The organism is Streptomyces sp. NPDC003027, assembly GCF_053591435.1.
The window spans coordinates 32,735-49,326 of record NZ_JBSFTU010000035.1 but is presented as its reverse complement, the minus strand read 5'-3'; the positions used below and the strand labels follow the sequence as shown (position 1 = coordinate 49,326).

The window sequence follows — 16,592 nt, the reverse complement described above, 5'->3', positions numbered from 1 at the left end:
CTTACGGCCATCCCGTGGGGGGACGTCGGTCGCCTTCCCCCGAATCGGCACTTCACACCCGGATGTTTCCCGTCAGGGCAGCGGGGTGCCGCCGGTCGCGTTGACGATCTCGCCGGTGATGTAGCTCGCCTGCGGGGAGGCGAGGAAGACGTAGGCGGGAGCCATCTCCACGGGCTGGGCCGGACGGCCGAGGGGCGACTGCTTGCCGAACTCGACGGTGTCGGGGAGGGTCGCCGGGATCAGGGGGGTCCACACGGGCCCGGGGGCCACGGCGTTGACCCGGATGCCGTCGGGGGCGAGCATCTGGGCGAGCCCCTGGGTGAACGTCACGATGGCACCCTTGGTCATCGCGTAGTCGAGCAGGTGCGGGCTGGGCTGGTAGGCCTGGACCGAGGTGGAGTTGATGACGACGCCGCCCTTGGGCATGTGGGGCAGGGACATCTTCGTCAGCCAGAACATGCCGTAGAGATTGGTCCGCAGGACGCGGTCGAACTGTTCGGTCGTGATGGCCTGGATGCCGTCGGGCTGGGCCATCTGGTAGGCCGCGTTGTTGACGAGGATGTCGATGCGGCCCAACTCCTCGACGGCCCGCGTGACCAGTTCCGCGCACTGGCCCTCCTCGCGGATGTCGCACTGCACGGCCACCGCCTTGCGGCCGGCGTCCTCGACGAGCCGCCGGGTCTCCTCCGCCTCCGACCGCTCCTCCGGGAGATGGGTGAAGACGATGTCGGCGCCTTCCCGCGCGAAGGCGAGGGCCACGGCCCGGCCGATCCCGGAGTCGGCGCCGGTGATGAGCGCCTTGCGGTCGTAGAGCAGGGCATGGCCGTGGTAACTCGTCTCGCCGTGGTCGGGCGGCGGGTCCATCGGCCCGGTCCATCCGGGATAGTCCTGGTCCTGGGCGGGGAATTCCGGCCGCGGGTAGCGCTCGGCCGGATTCGGTACTGCGTCACGGTGCTCCATCGCCACACCTTTCCCGAGAGGGGTGTATCAGCTGACACCGGACGCCTGCCCGTCGCGGACCGCCCGAATCCTCGGGTTCCTCCGACTGCCACGGCGGCCCCCACCGGAGAGTGAGGGGGCCGGCGGGGCGTGAGCCTGCGCCCACGCGAGGCCCGGGAGGCGCCACCGGGGGGCGCGTGGCGGCACGGTACAGTGGTGAGGGCGTGGCGCGGCTCACCGCTGCCCGCCCCAGTCGATCGCCGGGTCCGAAGATGCTCCCGGTCAGGATCCGATTCTTCCCGGGAGAGAGCGTGCGCGAGCCGACGCGGCCCCGCGCCGCCGCCTGTCCGCCGTGACCTCGCGCCCCCGGACATGAGCCCGGTGCCGGCCCACGCCGCCGCCGCGCTCCGTCTCGTTTGACCTCCGGCCCGTCGTCGGGCCGTTCGCGGGGTGCCGTCCCGGCCTTCCGCGTCTTCCCGTGCGCCCCGGCCTGCCCGGAGCGGGGCGCGCCCGAGCACGACAGGTCTTCGCTCCTTTGTCATCCTCCGCTGCCTCCGCGTCCCCCGCGTCCCCCGCGTCCCCCGCCTCTCCCGTCGGCCGCCTGCGTGGCCTGGGCCCCGCCTGGCTGAACGATCCGAAGGTCTGGCGTACCGAGGTACTGGCCGGCCTGGTGGTCGCCCTCGCGCTGATCCCCGAGGCGATCTCGTTCTCGATCATCGCCGGCGTCGACCCGGCGATCGGGCTCTTCGCCTCCTTCACCATGGCCGTCGTGATCTCCGTCGTCGGCGGACGGCGGGCCATGATCTCCGCCGCCACCGGTGCCGTCGCCCTCGTCATCGCGCCGCTGAACCGCGAGCACGGCCTGGGGTACCTCGTCGCGGCCGTCATCCTCGCCGGTGTCTTCCAGATCGTCCTGGGCGCGCTCGGGGTGGCGAAGCTGATGCGGTTCATCCCCCGTTCGGTGATGGTCGGGTTCGTCAACTCCCTCGCGATCCTGATCTTCATGGCGCAGATCCCCGAGATGCGGGACGTCCCCTGGGCGGTGTACCCGCTGATCACCGCCGGTCTGGCGCTCATGGTGTTCTTCCCGAAGATCAGCACCGTGGTCCCCGCGCCGCTGGTCTCCATCGTCATCCTGACCGTGATCACCGTCGCGGCCGGAATCGCGGTGCCGACGGTCGGCGACAAGGGCGCCCTGCCGTCGTCCCTGCCGATGCCGGGGCTGCCGGACGTGCCGTTCACCCTGGACACGCTGACGACGATCGCGCCGTACGCCTTCGCGATGGCACTGGTCGGGCTGATGGAGTCGCTGATGACGGCGAAACTGGTCGACGAGATCACCGACTCCCACTCCAGCAAGACCCGGGAGTCCGTCGGGCAGGGCGTCGCCAATATCGTGACCGGCTTCTTCGGCGGCATGGGCGGCTGCGCGATGATCGGCCAGACCATGATCAATGTGAAGGTCTCCGGTGCCCGCACCCGGCTCTCCACCTTCCTCGCCGGCGCGTTCCTGATGGTCCTGTGCATCGTCTTCGGCCCGATCGTGTCCGACATCCCCATGGCCGCGCTCGTCGCCGTGATGATCATGGTGTCGGTCGCCACCTTCGACTGGCACTCCGTCGCCCCGAAGACGCTGAAGCGGATGCCGGCCGGCGAGATCGTCGTCATGCTCGCGACCGTCGCGGTCGTGGTCGCCACCCACAACCTCGCCATCGGCGTCGTCGTCGGCTCGGTCACCGCCATGGTCATCTTCGCCAAGCGGGTCGCCCATCTCGCCGAGGTCGACTCCGTCACCGATCCGGACGGCACCACCGCGGTGTACCGGGTCACCGGACAGCTCTTCTTCGCCTCCTCCAACGACCTGGTCGGGCAGTTCGACTACGTGAACGACCCCGACAAGGTCGTCATCGACCTGAGCGCCGCCCGGGTCTGGGACGCCTCTTCCGTCGCGGCGCTCGATGCCATCGAGACGAAGTACGGCCGGCTCGGGAAGACGGTCGAGATCACCGGCCTGGACGACCGCAGCGCGCAGCTGCACGGCAGGCTCAGCGGGGAGCTGACGAGCCACTGACGAAGGAGTGGTGCGGGGTCGCACCCGCGCGATCGCCCGGAGGCCCCGCGCGCGGGTGGCGGCCGGTAGGGGCCGGTCTCAGGCCGGGTGCCCGGGTGAGAAGTGCTCGACGTCGCTCAGACGGAGGAGCCCGGGGCGTGCGGCAGCGTCGGAGTCGGCGCGGTCGGCGTCGGCGTCGGCGTCGGCGTCGGCGTCGGCGTCGGCGTCGGCGGATCCTTCGGTGACCGGTGCGAGCAGGAAACCGACGTGGTCCCCGCCCTCGAACCGGTCCAGCACCCTGCCGACGAACCACGCGCGCGCTCCGCGCAGCACGGGCGCCCCGCCGGGCCCCGGCAGCCAGTCGACCTCGGCGAACTTGTCGGTGTCGTCCCCCGTCCGCTCACCGAACCACCGCGCCAGGTCGCTCCGGGCACGGCTCAGGACGTGGACCGCCAGGTGGGAGGCGCGGCAGGCGGCCCGGTACGTACGGTTCTCCCGCGACAGCCAGACCACGAACCGTGCGGGCCCGATCGAGCACTGCGAGGCGAAGCCGACGAGGCAGCCATCGAGCTCGCCGTCCTCCTCGCCCGCCGCCGTCACCACGTACATCGGGTAGTCGAGCAGCGCCGTGAAGGCGTCCAGGTCGGGTGCGGCCGGGGGGCCGGCGTCGGGTCGTGTCTCCACGGAACGCGGATGCCCCGAACCCCGGAGCGTATCCCCGCCCCCGCCGGGGTTCTCGGCGGATCGCGGAAGGACCACGCCGTGCACGGCGGTGCGCGCCCGGTGAAGGGCGCCCTCCGCCGCTCGCGCATAGTCCCGGGCGGCGCGGGAAGGCGCCGGAGGCGAGACACCGAGCCACGGACACGTCACGCCACGGCCGACGTCGAAGGACTCACCGCGCGACAGGGGCTTCCCACCATGCCGAGGACGATGACCGACCGGTCCTACTGGACCCTCAGCGCTCCCGCCGAGGGCCGCCGTCCCGCACTCCAGGACGACCTCACCACCGACGTGGTCGTCATCGGCGGCGGCATCGCCGGCCTGTGCACCGCCGATGAACTCGTCCGCGCCGGCCGCACCGTCGTGCTCCTCGAAGCCGATCGCATCGCCCAGGGGGTCACGGGCAGTACGACGGGCAAGCTCACCGCGCTGCACGGCCTCACCTACGCCCGGCTCCGCGACACCCACGGCAAGGACGCCGCGGAACTGTACGCGCTCTCCCAGCAGGAGGCGCTCCGTCAGGTCGCCGACCGCAGCGCCCAGTTGGGCATCGACGCCGAGCTCGAACCCGCGCCGGCGTTCACCTACGTCACCGACGCCCGGCGCGCGGAGGAGGTCAGGGCGGAGGCGGCCGCCGCGCGGGAGGCCGGGCTCGACGCCTCGTACGTCACCGAGACCGATCTCCCCTTCCCCGTCGTCGGCGCCGTCCGCGTGGAGGATCAGTTCCTCTTCCACCCCCGCAAGTTCCTCCTCGGTATCGCCGAGGACATCCTCGCGCGGGGCGGTGCGATCCACGAGCACACCCGGGTGACGCGCGTCCGGGAGCTGACCGACTGCCGGCTCACCACCGACACGGGTGCCACGATCCACGCCCGCGACGTGGTCGTCGCCACGAACTATCCGGTGACGCTCCACGCGTCGGTCATGGCCAGGCTCTCGGTCCTCCGGGAGCTGGTGGTGGCGGCGCCGGTCGAGGCCGCGAAGGCGCCGTCGGGCATGTACCTCACCCCGGAGGACCATACGCGTTCGGTGCGCACCGCCCCCTACGGCGAGGGGCGCCGGTTGCTCATCGTCACCGGCGAGGCGTTCGAGCCGGGCGCCGGCCGGGTCGAGGAGCGGTACGGCCGGCTGGTGTCGTGGGCGTGTGAGCACCTGCCCGGGTTCGCCGACGCGGAGACCGGATACCGGTGGGCGGCGCAGGACGTGCGCTCCGGTGACCACCTTCCGTACGTGGGGCACGAACACCCGGACACCCAGCATCTCTACGTGGCCACCGGTTTCGGCGGCTGGGGCATGAGCAACGGCGTGATGGCGGGGCGTCTGCTGGCCGCGCACATCCGCGGCGGACCCCGGCCCGCCTGGACCGACCTCTTCGACCCCCGCCGCCACCTTCCGCTGAGGGAGGTGCCCGGTGTCGCCAGGACCCAGGCATCGGTGGCCCGGCACTATGTCGCCGGCCGCTCCCACCGGCGGTGTACGCACATGGGGTGCGAGCTCGGTTTCAACGACGCGGAGCAGACCTGGGAGTGCCCCTGCCACGGCTCCCGTTTCGCGGCAGACGGAAGCGTGCTCCAGGGACCGGCGACCAGACCGCTGGAGACGCACGACGACGAGTACCAGGATGGAGTAACAGCATGAAGCGAGGCGACGCCATGACCGACCGGAGCACGGACCAGGAACCCGAGACCCCCGGCCCCACGCCGTCCCGACCCGACCCGGTCCCCCGCGACCCGCGACCCGCCGAACCGTCGGAGACACCCCCGACCACGACCCCGGAATCGGACCCGGGCCCCGACCCCGGCCCCGGCCCCGGTGACAGGCCGGTGCCGGAACCCCCGGACTAGGAGGCCGGTGTGCGGGCCGCCAGGCCCAGGTCTCCGGTGCTCGGCGGGGCGAAGCAGCGGGCGACGGCCTCGTCGGTCACCGCGGAGAGGTCGGACGGGGACCAGCGGGGATCGCGGTCCTTGTCCACCACTTGCGCGCGGATGCCCTCGACGAGGTCGTGGGAGGAGAGGGCGGCGCAGGAGAGCCGGAACTCCATGTCGAGAACGGACTCCAGGGAGTCCAGCCGCCGGGCGCGGCGGAGGGCGGCGAGGGTGACCTTGAGCGCGGTCGGCGACCTGCCAAGCAGCGTGGCGGCGGCCTCCTTCGCCTCCGGTGCTCCGCAGTCGAGGAGCCGCTCGATCACGGTCTCGACCGTGTGCGCCGCGTAGCAGGCGTCGATCCACTCCCGCTGAGCGGCCAGCTCGCCGGAGGTCTCCGGCGTCCGGGCGAAGCCCGGCACGACCTCGTGCGCGGGCGCGCGGGTGAGTTCCGCCGCGAGCCGGGGCAGATCCTCCGACCGTACGACGTGGTCCGCCAGGCCGGTCAGCAGCGCGTCCGCCGCACCGACGGGGGTGCCGGTGAGGGCGAGGTGGGTACCGAGCTCGCCCGGCGCCCGGCTCAGCAGATACGTTCCGCCGACGTCGGGCACGAAGCCGATGCCGGTCTCCGGCATGGCCACCCGCGAGCGCTCGGTGACGATCCGGACGGATCCATGGGCCGAGACGCCGACCCCGCCGCCCATCACGATCCCGTCCATGAAGGCCACGTACGGCTTGCGGAAGCGGGCGATCCGGGCGTTCAGGCGGTACTCGTCACGCCAGAAGCCGGGCGAGGCGGAGCCGCCGGCGCGGGCGTCGTCGTGGATGGCCCTGATGTCGCCGCCCGCGCACAGTCCCCGCTCGCCGGCACCGTCGATGACGACGGTCTGGACGGCGGGGTCGCGTTCCCACGCGGTCAGCGCCTCGTCGATGCGCAGCACCATGGGGTGGGTGAGCGCGTTGATGGCCCGCGGCCGGTTCAGGGTGATGAAACCGGCACGCCCTTCGGTACGCAGCAGCACGTGCGGCTCGTCGGTCGCCGTCATCGTGAGCGCTTTGCCGGGCGGGGTGCGTCGAAGAGTCCCATGATCCGGTGGCTTCCTTCCGAACGATCTTCCGACCACCGTAGCGGCTGCGGGGTGTCCGGCGCCGCGACGTGGGGAACCGGGCAGTCCCGCCGATTTCGCCGCGCCGCTCCGTGGGCGCGCGTGACCGGCGTCGTTCAGAGCCAGCCGTTGCGCCGGAAGCTGCGGTGGAGGAGGAGACACGCCACGGCCGTCACCGCCACGACGAGCGGGTAGCCGTAGGTCCAGCGCAGTTCCGGCATGTGTTCGAAGTTCATGCCGTACACACCGCACACCATCGTGGGTACGGCGATGATCGCCGCCCAGGCCGTGATCTTGCGCATGTCCTCGTTCTGGGCGACCGTCACCTGCGCGAGGTGGGCCTGGAGGATGGAGTCCAGGAGGCTGTCGAACGACGTGATCTGCTCGGTGACCCGCGACAGGTGGTCGCCGACATCGCGGAAGTAGGGCTGGATGTCGGGGCTGATCAGGGGCAGCGGGCGGGCGGCCAGCGTCTGCAGCGGGCGGTCCAGCGGGGTCACGGCCCGCTTCAGTTCGAGGAGTTCCCGCTTGAGCTGGTAGACGCGGCCGGCGTCGCCGCGTGAGGCCTGCTCGCTGAAGACGGCGGTCTCGACGGCGTCGATGTCGTTCTGCACGGCGTCGACCACGGCCAGATAGTCGTCCACCACATGGTCGGCTATGGCGTGCAGAACCGCCGCGGGCCCCTTGGCGAGCTGCTCGGGGTCGGACTCCAGGGCCTCCCTCAGGGGGCCGAGCGAGCCATGGCGGCCGTGCCGGACCGTGATGACGAAGTCGGCGCCGGTGAAGACCATCAGCTCACCGGTGTCCACGACCTCGCTGGTGGCGGTCAGCTCCTCGTGCTCGACGTAGCGCACCGTCTTGAACACGGCGAACAGCGTCTCGTCGTACCGTTCGAGCTTGGGCCGCTGATGGGCGTGCACGGCGTCCTCGACGGCCAGGGGGTGCAGACCGAACAGCTCCGCGAGTTCGGCGAACTCCTCCACGGACGGCTCGTGCAGTCCGATCCAGACGAACCCGTCGCCCGACTTGCGGACCCGCCGCACCGCCTCGGGCGCCGGGCAGGCACCTTGCTGCCGCGCGCCGTCCTCGTACAGGACGCAGTTGACCACCGAGCTGCCCAGCGGCGAGCGCGCGGGGTGGCTGAGGTCGACGGTCCGGCGGTAGGCACGTCGGACGGTGCGCCGGAGGTTGCGGATGAGCGGCACGGTGGACTCTCCTCGAAACGATCGGCGGCCAGTGTGCCATCGAACCGAGCGGCGGAGGGAGGCGGACGGGTCCGCCTCCCTCTCAGAGGTGCCGGGCCTTCGCTCGCGGCCGGTTCAGCTGCGGAGCGGTCCTTCGCAGGTGTACGGGGAGGTACCGGCCCGGCCGTTCCGCCAGATCTCGACGGCGCCGAAGGAGCAGTTCATGTCGGCGAGGTTGGTGGAGGCGGTACCGGCCCGGTCGAGCAGGAAGTAGTCGACCGTCTCGGACATGTCCCGGAAGACCTGGTCCGGGCTCGCGGCGTCGCTGAGGTTGGCGGTGATCCGGCCCGTGCAGATGAAGCGCCGCATGGCCGGATCGCCGTTCTCCACGCACCGCGGCGTGCTGTACGTGGCCTCGGCGAACGAGGTGCGCACCGCGGCGGCGGTGGTGTCGCGCAGCCGGTCGTTGGGCGTATAGGTGGTGTTCGGTACGAACAGCTCGTCGACCTTGGCGATCTGCGCGTCGAGGAACGTGTCGTAGGCGCGCTGGAGCGCGGCGTCGCGCCCCAGCCTCTGACGCCAGGAGTCGAAGGCCGCCGGGTCGTCGGCGCGCAGGTGCCCGTACATATCCCGCAGGGTCGCGGGCCGTTGGATCCAGAGGAACTCGAAGAACGTTCCGGCGTAGGCGTAGAAGCGGAATCCGTCGCCGGCGTAGGTGGCGTGCAGGAGCTGGTCGACCGTCATCCGGGGACCGCCCCGCGCGGTGTCGGCGATGACGCTCTGGACCAGGGACCTGCGGACGGCGATTCCGTCGTCGCGGGTGGCGCCGTCGAAGAACTCGGCGGTGCCCTCGTCCATCGCGGTGGTGCGGTCGTCCTCGTACCAGCGGCCCTCTCCGAAGAAGCCGGGTACGGCGAAGCGGCCGTTGAGGTAGTGCACGTACTCGTGGCGGAAGAGCTCCTCGAGCGTGAGCCGGGAGTCCTGAGGGACGCGCCGCTGGTAGGTGTAGAAGGTGGCACCGCGCTCGATGTAGATGCCGCCGTTGTCGGTGTCCATGCCGGTGAGGACGGGGTGGTAGTTCTCGTAGTCCGCGCGCGAGGCGTACAGCACGATGTTCAGGCTGCTGTTGGGGTCGCCGCTCAGCGGGACCTCGGTGCCCAGGACACGGTGGAACTGCGCCTTGACCTGCTTGGAGGCGTAGTAGAGCTGGTCGACGGTGGCCCGGTCCAGGCCGGTGCGCACCTTGATGGCTCCGTTGTCGTAGCTGTACGTGTGCGGGAAGAGCTGCCGCTCGATGTCGGCCCTGCACACGCCGTACGGCCGGCACGCCTCGTAGAAGTTGAGCCAGCCGACCAGTCCTGCCCAGGGCGCGCTGCCCCGTCCGAAGTCGCGTGCGACCGGGTCGAGGAGCGCCCCGAGGTCGGGGACGATGACGTCCCTGAGCCCCTCGATCTGGCCGAAGCGGCCGTACTCGGCCAGGGCGTCGCGGACCACCCACGCGTTCGGGGTCTCCTTGAGGTGGACGTGGCCTGCGAACCGCTTGAAGGCCTCGCGGTACGCGGAGTCCTGTGCCGCCGCGCGGTGGAAGGCGACGTCACGGTTGCCGGGGTACACGCCCAGGTAGTTGACGGAGAGGGCGGCGAGGGCGGCGCTGCCCCAGGCGGGGTCGCGGTTCTGGGTCGGGTGGGACGAGTCCATGGTGGCCAGGACCCGCACGATCAGGCCGAGTTGGTGGGGGCGCAGGCCGGGGGCGCTGCCGGTGTGGAGCGCCTCGCGCAGGGTGGCGGCGTTGGTGCCGGTGACGTCGAAGGTCCGGGGGGCCGCGCCGAAGTCGGCGATGGCGCGGCGCAGCACCTCGACGGTGGGGGCGTCCGTGATGTCGATCTCGTCGCGGGAGAAGTCGTGGTACGCGACGGAGTGGAGGTAGGTGAACATCTCCAGGAGGTGGCTGCCGTTGCGGCCGTCGTGGGCGGCGGCGGCCGTGGATATGCGGCGGCCGACGGCCTGGACGTGGGCGTCGGACATGACCGGAGTGAGCCGGGCGTCCCAGGTCCAGATGAGGTCGCGCAGGCAGCCGTCGGCGGTGACGGCCGGGTCGGCGAGGAAGTCGGCGAACTGCTCGGGGCCGAGGGTGCCGACCCGGTCCAGGTCGCAGGGGACGGCACCACGGAGCGGGGTGCGTTCCGCCGGGGTGCGCCGAGGGGTCCGCACGCCGGGGACGCGGGGCTCCGTCGACTCTCCGGGTCCGATGGCGGGCCGGGGGACCGGGCGAGGGGCCCGGGCGAGCCGTTCGACCTCGTCGTGCGGGCTCGGCTGTCGTGCCGTCGCGGCCGCGGCGAGGGGCGCCCGTGGGGCCGGCGCCTGTGCGAGGGCGCTCGGGGCGGCGGAGCCGAGCGTCATCGCGGCGAGGGCGGCGGACAGCAGTGATGTGCACATGGTTCTGAGCTTCAACACCTGCGACTCCTGTGGGGAGGTGGGGAGCGGTGCCTGTCAGAGGACGTACCGCGTGGTGGCACGGCTCATCAACTCGCCAGTTCATCAGGCGAGTTGGAGAAGAGGAGCCACGCGGGACGGTCAGTAAAATAGTAATGTGAAATGGTACTGACAAGTCCCACGCCCGAACCGCCTGACAAATGTCATGGACTCCCCCTGCGCGAGATCGTGCCGAGGGAGGAGGCCGGGTGTCGGCGACGGACGTGAGGATGGTGATCGGCGCACACCCCGTGCGCCCCCTGACGAGACGGGATGCGTTCATGCCCTCGGCCCACCCCAAGCCCCGCCCCTTACCGCGTCGTTCAGGTGCCCGCTGGGCCGCCGTCGCACCGGTCGCCGTGCTGGCCCTCTCCTTGTCTGCGTTGCCCGCCCGGGCCGCCCCGGTGGACGCCCGTGCCACCGCCGGCACCACGTCGGCGCTCACGTCGTCCGCCGCTCCGGCCCTGGACCGCGAGGCCCTGCGCGCGTCGCTGGACGCCTTCCACGAGGCCGGGATGTACGGCGCCTATTCGGCGGTCCGCGACGGGTCCGCCCGGTGGAACGGCGCCACCGGGTTCGCCGACGTCGACACCGAGCGGCCGACGCGCCCCGGCTTCGAGCACCGCATCGGCAGCATCACCAAGACCTTCACCTCCGTCGCCGTCCTCCAGCAGGTCGGCGCCGGCCGCGTCGAGCTGGACGCCCCCATCGGCCGCTACCTGCCCGACCTCGTTCCCGGCGAGCGCGGACAGCAGGTCACCGTGCGGATGCTGCTGAACCACACCAGCGGGATCGCCGACTACGCCCTGCCCGCCTTCCCGGGCCTCCTGGAGAACCCCGGCAAGGTCCTCGACGAGAACCGGCACCGGCGGCCGGCCCCGGAGGAACTGGTCCGGCTGGGACTCGCGGCGCCGCCCGTCGTGGAACGCGGCACCTACGCCTACTCGAACACCAACTACATCCTGGCCGGACTGCTCCTGAAGCGGGTGACGGGCCAGGAGCCCGAGGCGTACATCACCCGCAACGTCATCCGCAAAGCCGGCCTGCGCCACACCTACTTCCCCCGCTCGGCGTACCTCCGGGGGCCGCACGCCAAGATGTACGAGTCGATGTTCGGCCTGATCGATCCGCCGCGCGACTACAGCGTGTACGACATGTCCTGGGCCGGCACCGCCGGGGCGATGGTGTCGACAATGAGCGACCTCAACGACTTCTACCGCGAGCTGCTCGGCGGCAAGCTGCTCGGCGCCGCCGAACTGCGCGCCATGAAGACGACCGTGCCCACCTACGAGCCGGAGCCGGGCCAGGAGGCGCGGATGCGTTACGGCCTCGGCATCTACACCCTGCAGATGCCGAACGGCGGCTGGTACTGGGGCCATGACGGAGGTGTCTTCGGCGCCGGGACGTGGGCGCTGTCCACGGAGGACGGACGCCGGCAGGTCGCCATCGGCTACAACCTGATGAAGTACCAGCGCTTCGACGATCAGGGCCGTCCCCTGCCCGACCCGATATCCGACGCCCTGTACCAGTACGTGGACGGTGCCCTGGACCGCTCCGGCGCTCCCGCCGCGTCGGCGCAGCGCCTCACGCCGCGCACCCCGCGCGCCCTCCCGCTTGTCGACGGGCTGATCGGACCCGACCGGTCGTACGGCCGGTCGACGGTCGGGCGCTGACCCTCACGACACGGGCCCGGCGATCCGGATGGCGCGAGGCCGTCGTCGCCTGCGCCGTGATCTCCGGGCCCGTCGTCGCAGACCGCTACGAAGCTCCGGCCGACGCCCGTTCCGCCGCCAGGAGGGCGTCCTCGCCGATGAGTGCGGTCGACCCGGGGGCGGTGCAGGCGTGGGCGCCCGCGACCGCGCCCAGGCGGGCGCAGTCGAACACGTCCCGGCCGGCGAGCCGGCCGTACAGGAAGCCGGAGACGAACGCGTCGCCCGCGCCGTTGGAGTCCACCACGGGGGCGGGCGGGACGGTCGCCGGGATGTGACGTGGTGTGGGGCCGCCGTCCCGGGTGAGGACGTAGGAGCCGTCCGCGCCGGCCGTGGCGACCACCGTCCGGGCGCGGCCCTCGCGCAGGATCTCCCGCATCAGGGCCGCGACGCCGTCCCCGGCTCCCGCCGCGCTGAGGAACACGAGGTCGGAGCGGAGGGCGAATTCCCGGTGGTGGTCGGCCAGCCCGTCCCAGTCGTGCAGGTCGGTGGAGACGGGGACGCCGAGGTCCTCGATGTCGTCGAAGAGGAACCGCGTGAAATCCATGATGGACAGATGGACATGCCGGCTGCGGCTCAGCCGGGGAAGGTAGAGCTCTCTGGGCATCCGCAGGTCGGCCGGGTCGCGTGAGTCGTAGAAGGACATCCGGCGGCCTGTCGCGTCGACCAGGTTGACCGCGCGGCGGGTCCCCGCGGGCGAGATCACCGGGACGAACTCCACATCGCCCTTGGCCAGTCGCTCCCGCACCAGCGTGCCGATCCAGTCGTCGCCGACGCAGTCGAGCAGGGCCACCCGCAAGCCGAGGGCCCGCGCCCCGAGGGCGACGTTGCCGCCGGTGTGGCCGGCCCACTCCTCGATCGGGCCGACGTGGACCGAGTCGGCGAGCGGGACCGGCAAGGAGTCGACGCGGACGACGGTGTCCACACCGCTGCCGCCGACCACGAGGACGTCGTACGCGTACTGACGCATGACAAACCTCCGCCTCTCTGCTCCCGCCGTCGCCCAGTATGGCGTCCGTCGGCACGCGATGCGCGGCGGTAGGGGCGCCTCGCGGGCGCCGCGAAGTTCTGCCCCACGACAGAATCGGACATAGGGTGCTTTTCGTTGACGTGCCGCCGCCCCAGTGAGCACCTCGTGGCGGCCGACCACCCCACGTCGGAAGGGACCCGATGCATCCCGAGATCAGTACCGCCGTCCTCGCACAGCTGCGCGAGCCGCGTCCGTACCCGGCATTGTCGGTCGTCATGCCCACGCACCGTCGGGAACCGGACAAGGCCCAGGACGCCGTACGCCTGCGCAATCTCGTCGCCGAGGCCAGGGAACGCCTCCAGGCGGACCCGGCCGTCACCCGCGAACGCCGTCTCGACGTCATCGGGCAGCTGGACGCCGCCCTCGCCGAGATCGACCTGACGCATGCCGGGGACGGCCTGGTCCTCTACGCCGCGCCCGGCGAGCACCACGTATGGTCCCTCGGCCGCGCCGTACCGGAGCGCGTCGTCCTCTCGGACACGTTCCTGACCCGCAATCTCGTCGCGGCGAGAACGCTCGACCGGCCCTACTGGGTCCTGGTCGTGGCGGCCGACCGGGTGTCCCTGTGGAGCGGCGCCGGCGAGCGGCTGACGGAGAGGCGCGACGACACCTTCCCGGTGACGCGAAGCCTGGAGGACCCGGACGTGGAGCGCGAGGAGCGCGTCGGCGACCTTCCGAGCACGTACCAGGACGAGCGGACGCGGCAGTTCCTCCGCGAGGCCGACGCGGCGACGGTGCTCGCCCTCGACGCCGACCCGCGGCCCCTCTACGTCGTCGGGGACTCCCCCGCCCTCTCCCTCCTCGCCGACGTGGGGACCGTCGCGAAGCACGCTCTGACCACCGTCACCCACGGCGGCCTCGCGGCGGGACCGGCCGCCGCCGTGCGCGAGGCCGTCGCGCCGGCCGTCGAGGAGCAGGCGCGGCACGAGGTGGAGGCCCTCCTGGGGCAGCTGGACCGGGCGCGCAGCCAGAAGACGTTCGCGGGCGGGCTCGACGAGGTGTGGCGCGGTGTGTCGGAGGGGCGCGTGGCGCTGCTGGCCGTGGAGGACACCTTCCAGCCGGCCGTGCGCGACCGGGACGACCATCTGGAGCCGGCCGCGGCGGGCGACACGGACGCGCGCGAGGACATCGTGGACGAGATCGTGGAGCGAGCCCTGAGCTCCGGTGCCCGGGTGCGGTTCGTGCCGGACGGCACCCTCACCGCGGAGGCGCGGATCGCGAGCGTGCTGCGCTACTGAGATCCCCCCGCCCGCCCGCGAGAACTCGCGTCCGTGACCCGGATGGGTCAGGATGTGGGGATGCGTGCGCCTCCGTGGATGCCGGTCCTACGCGGCGTGGCCTACGTCTGCGCCGTGCTGTGCGTGGTGGTCGTCGCCGCCACGGCGACGGCCCGCTGCACCGTACTGAACGCCGGTTTCCACCGGGACGTCCTCGCCAGGGAGCGGGCGTACGAGCGGCTGTACGACGAGGTGCTCGTCGACCCCGAGCTCACCCCCGTCACCCGCGACCTGCTGGGGCGGCTCCCCGTCGACGAGGCGCTGCTGACGTCCAATCTCAAGACGGTGCTGCCGCCCGAGACCCTGCGCGCGCTCACCGACGAGCAGATCAGCCATCTGATCGCGTACCTGCGCGGGGACCGCGACGCCCTGACGCTCTCGGCGGACCTGCGGCCCGTCGTGGAGAACCTGGAGCGCCTCACCCAGACGTACTTCGGTGATCTGGTCGCCTCCCTCCAGGAGCGGCCCTCGCCGGACTTCCCGGCCTTCCTCCGCGAACTCGACGTCTCGCTCCAACGGGTGGCCGCCGGCGAACCGCCGCGTGGGCTGCCGAAACTGTCCCTGACCCCTGATCAGGCCGCCCTGGCCGCCGACGCCCTGCTGCGGCTGGTCCCCGAAGGGCAGCGGGCCGCGCTGCGCCCGGAGGTCGACGTCGCCCTGCGGGACGGTGACGTGGCCACGGCCCTCGCCGCCGTGGGGCCCGCGGTCTTCTCCGACCGGACCCGGGAGGCCGTCGAGCGGGTGCGTGCCGCCGCCGACGGGGGCAGCTGGAACATCACCGCCGATCTCGAACGCGGTGACGGTTCTCTGGACACGGTCCACCGGATCCGGGGCGCGACGCACCTCACCCTCGGTGTGGTGGAGCCGCTGGCCGCGGTGCTGGGCGCCGCGGCACTCGCCGCGCTGTGGTTCACCGGGCCCGGGTCGCTGCCGCGCCGGCTGCGCCGGCTGGGCTGGACCCTGGCGGCGGGCGGCGTCCTGACCGCGCTCTGCGTGGCGGTCGCGGCCCTGGTCACCGGCGGCCGGGTCGTCACTCCCCCGGCGTCCTGGCCGGACTCGCTCGTCCGCCTGGTCGACGACGTGCAGAGCACCGCCCTGGACCGTGTCCTCGGCGGGGCGCTGACGGCGGCGCTCGTCGCGCTGGCGGCCGGTGCGGTCGCCCTCGGGCTGGGTGTGGCCGCCCAGCGGCGCCCGGTGCTCGAAGTGGCGCGCCGCGCGTCGGTCTGGTCGGCGGCCGGGGTGACGGGCGTGGCGCTCAGCGGGGTGGCCCTCGTCCCGCTCGTGTTCGCCGGAGGCGGTGCGCGGGTCTGCCAGGGCAGCGAGCGGCTGTGCGAGATGCGGTACGACGAGGTCGCCCAGCTCACCTCGCACAACGCCATGTCGACGACCGCGGACCGGTTCATCGGCCCGCTCCAGGACCCGGACATCGTCGGGCAGCTCAACGCGGGCGTGCGGGCGCTGCAGATCGACACGTACCGCTGGGAGAGGCCGGAGGAAGTGACCGCCCGGCTCCAGGAGTCCGACTTCCCGCCGGAGACCCGGCGGCGGATCACCGACGCCGTCGCCCGGTTCAATCCGCCGCGACCCGGCCTGTGGCTGTGTCACTCCGTCTGCCGGGCGGGGGCGGTGGAGCTGGTGCCGACGCTGCGGCAGATCGGGGAGTGGCTGCGCGGCCATCCCACCGAGGTCCTCACCCTGATCGTCCAGGACGCCGTCGGTGGCGCGGACACCGAGGCGGCCTTCCGCGCGGCGGGGCTGGAGGACCTGCTGTACACCCCGCACCGGGATCCGTCCCGTCCCTGGCCCACGCTCGGCGAGATGACGGAGTCCGGGCGCCGTCTCGTCGTCTTCGCCGAGACGGCCGACGGGCCCGCGCCGTGGTACCGCAATTTCTACGCGTACGCCATGGAGACGCCCTACGCCTTCCGCAGCCCCGCGGAGATGTCATGCCTGCCGCATCGCGGCGGCGGGGACAAACGGCTGTTCCTGCTCAACCACTTCGTCACGATCGACGGGGGGAGCCGGCTGGACGCGGCGCGGGTGAACGCACGCGCCGGCATCGTCGACCGGGCGCGCGCCTGTGAACGCGCGCGCGGCAGACCGGTCACCTTCGTGGCCGTCGACTATGTGACCATCGGGGACGCCCGGTCCGCCGTGGACGCGCTCAACGCCGAGCGGGTGGAGAGGTCTTGAGCGGGAGATCCGCCGCCCTGTCGGCGTGGCGGTGGGGCGCGGTTCTCGCG

11 protein-coding genes are annotated in these 16,592 nt (G+C 72.3%); 5 read left to right on the top strand and 6 right to left on the bottom strand.

The genetic code is table 11. The features are described 5' to 3' along the window. Window positions 1–72: 72 nt before the first annotated feature. Window positions 73–960, bottom strand: a complete 888-nt coding sequence (locus ACWDX6_RS23035) for an SDR family oxidoreductase (RefSeq protein WP_451486766.1) — start codon at window positions 958–960, stop codon at window positions 73–75. 514 nt (window positions 961–1,474) lie between these two features. Between ACWDX6_RS23035 and ACWDX6_RS23030 the strand changes: the two genes are divergently transcribed. Next, entirely contained in the window at window positions 1,475–3,010 is a 1,536-nt protein-coding gene (locus tag ACWDX6_RS23030) for a SulP family inorganic anion transporter (protein WP_451486765.1), read from the top strand. Between the two features lie 78 nt (window positions 3,011–3,088). Here the strand turns inward: ACWDX6_RS23030 and ACWDX6_RS23025 are convergent, their stop codons facing one another. Continuing rightward, window positions 3,089–3,598, bottom strand: coding sequence for a flavin reductase family protein (locus ACWDX6_RS23025; protein WP_451486789.1), 510 nt, complete (start codon window positions 3,596–3,598; stop codon window positions 3,089–3,091). A 321-nt stretch (window positions 3,599–3,919) separates the two neighbouring features. On the opposite strand from ACWDX6_RS23025, the gene ACWDX6_RS23020 reads away from it, so the two are divergent. Next, entirely contained in the window at window positions 3,920–5,347 is a 1,428-nt protein-coding gene (locus tag ACWDX6_RS23020) for an FAD-dependent oxidoreductase (protein ID WP_451486764.1), read from the top strand. 202 nt (window positions 5,348–5,549) lie between these two features. Here the strand turns inward: ACWDX6_RS23020 and ACWDX6_RS23015 are convergent, their stop codons facing one another. From ACWDX6_RS23015 to ACWDX6_RS23005, 3 genes are all read right to left on the bottom strand, one after another. Then, a complete protein-coding gene (locus tag ACWDX6_RS23015) occupies window positions 5,550–6,617 on the bottom strand; it encodes an enoyl-CoA hydratase/isomerase family protein (RefSeq protein WP_451486763.1) in 1,068 nt (355 codons plus the stop codon). A 176-nt stretch (window positions 6,618–6,793) separates the two neighbouring features. Then, on the bottom strand, window positions 6,794–7,882 hold the full coding sequence (locus ACWDX6_RS23010) for a magnesium and cobalt transport protein CorA (RefSeq protein WP_451486762.1): 1,089 nt from the start codon (window positions 7,880–7,882) through the stop codon (window positions 6,794–6,796). Between the two features lie 114 nt (window positions 7,883–7,996). Continuing rightward, complete coding sequence (locus tag ACWDX6_RS23005; protein WP_451486761.1) at window positions 7,997–10,297, bottom strand: collagenase; 2,301 nt, start codon at window positions 10,295–10,297, stop codon at window positions 7,997–7,999. Window positions 10,298–10,614: 317 nt separating this feature from the next. Between ACWDX6_RS23005 and ACWDX6_RS23000 the strand changes: the two genes are divergently transcribed. After that, window positions 10,615–12,006 (top strand): serine hydrolase domain-containing protein, encoded by a 1,392-nt coding sequence (locus tag ACWDX6_RS23000; RefSeq protein ID WP_451486760.1) that lies wholly within the window; start codon window positions 10,615–10,617, stop codon window positions 12,004–12,006. Window positions 12,007–12,091: 85 nt separating this feature from the next. Here ACWDX6_RS23000 and ACWDX6_RS22995 read toward each other — a convergent pair whose 3' ends face one another. Then, window positions 12,092–13,012 carry a carbohydrate kinase family protein gene (locus ACWDX6_RS22995; RefSeq protein WP_451486759.1) on the bottom strand — a complete coding sequence of 307 codons (921 nt, stop codon included), beginning with the start codon at window positions 13,010–13,012 and terminating at the stop codon, window positions 12,092–12,094. 200 nt (window positions 13,013–13,212) lie between these two features. Here ACWDX6_RS22995 and ACWDX6_RS22990 point away from each other — a divergent pair, with 200 nt between their 5' ends. Both ACWDX6_RS22990 and ACWDX6_RS22985 read left to right on the top strand, forming a co-directional pair. After that, a complete protein-coding gene (locus ACWDX6_RS22990; protein WP_451486758.1) occupies window positions 13,213–14,310 on the top strand; it encodes a baeRF3 domain-containing protein in 1,098 nt (365 codons plus the stop codon). A 60-nt stretch (window positions 14,311–14,370) separates the two neighbouring features. Beyond that, a complete protein-coding gene (locus ACWDX6_RS22985) occupies window positions 14,371–16,542 on the top strand; it encodes a hypothetical protein (RefSeq protein ID WP_451486757.1) in 2,172 nt (723 codons plus the stop codon). Window positions 16,543–16,592 lie beyond the last annotated feature (50 nt).